Origin of the sequence: Mycobacterium sp. IS-1496 (assembly GCF_001499995.1) — a bacterium.
Classification (GTDB): Bacteria; Actinomycetota; Actinomycetes; order Mycobacteriales; family Mycobacteriaceae; genus Mycobacterium.
The window spans coordinates 1-1,274 of sequence record NZ_LQIU01000065.1 but is presented as its reverse complement, the minus strand read 5'-3'; the positions used below and the strand labels follow the sequence as shown (position 1 = coordinate 1,274).

The 1,274-nt window shown below is 70.5% G+C and carries 1 protein-coding gene; it reads right to left on the bottom strand.

Annotation, left to right across the window (positions count from 1 at the left end; all coding sequences use genetic code 11):
* Nucleotides 1-1,274: DUF222 domain-containing protein (locus AU195_RS22630; protein ID WP_059161264.1), on the bottom strand; the 1,274-nt coding region annotated here is incomplete at both ends.

The window sequence follows — 1,274 nt, the reverse complement described above, 5'->3', positions numbered from 1 at the left end:
GACACCAGGAGGTGGTGTTCTCGGCAGAGGCATCGGAGGTCGGATGCGCTGGTGGGTCCGGCGGGGTAGGGCACGGCGTGGTCGATGTCGCAGAGGTGGGCGGGTTTGTCGCAGCGGGGGAAGCGGCAGGTCAGGTCGCGGGCGCGGACAAAGTCCTGCAGGGCTTGGGAGGGCCGGTACCGGTTTTCGGGTGGGCTGGTGCCGGGGTGGGCGATGGTGCGGATTGTGGCGCGGTCGAGCAGACCGGCCAGCACCTCGGGGCCGATGAGGCCACCACCCATCACGTAGGCCTCTGCGGGGCAGGGTGATACGAGGCCCTGTGCCTCGGACACCTTGGTGGTGTCGGACGTCGGCTCCTGCGCAGCGTTATTCGCCTGCACAGGCTCACACTTCGCGGGCCGCGGCGTGTCAGTGGTGGTCGAAGCCGGCGCCTCCGGGGCGGCCGGATCCTCGGCCGGGGTGGACTCCTCCGCGCGGTCGGGTTCTGCTGGCGTGTGGATGGGCTCGGTCGGCGGCTCTGTCGGCTCCGACGCACCTGGCGTCGACGGCTCCGGCGTCGGTGCGGGCGAAACATCCTCGGGCGCGCCGCGGCTCGCCCGTCGTGCTTGTGCCTGGGCGAGGGTGTAGTCGGTGGCGACGACGTGGACGATGACGTTGCGGGGTCGGTGGTCGCGTCGGGTGGCTTCGCAGGTGTCGTTGCCACATTCGCAGTGCATCTGTGTGGCGCCGGCGGCGAGCGCGCCGACGGCGTCGGCGTGGCGCTCTTTGAGGGTGCGTGGGTCGTCGGGGCAGACGGTGTGGGCGAGTTCGTCGAGGCGTTCTTCGAGCGCGGCGGCGTCCGAGGCGTACAGCCGCGCCCACACAGTGGTGAAGCCGGCTTCGTCCAACGGTGACCCGTATTCGACTGTGCGGGCGTTGGTGGCGGTGCGTTTGCGGCGCAGCGCCCCCGGATCGTGGATGGCGACCAGGGCGTCGATGGCCTCCTGGGTCTTTTTCTCCGACCAGGCACCCCAGCGGGTGACCTGTTCGGCCAGTGCGGTGTCGATGGCGGCCATCGCGGCGGGGTCGGTGACCAACGCGGTGCGGTAGACGATCGCGCGGGCCAGCATGTCGCTGATCAGCCCGTCGGCGAACAACGCCCCCACCTTCGGTAGCCGGTCGCGCAGCATCACCCCCCGCAGGGCCTGGTTGATCGCCATGCCGGCGCTGATGTTCTGCGCCGCACCCAACTCGTTGCCGACGGCTTTTTCCGGATCGACGAACCACGCGTCGCG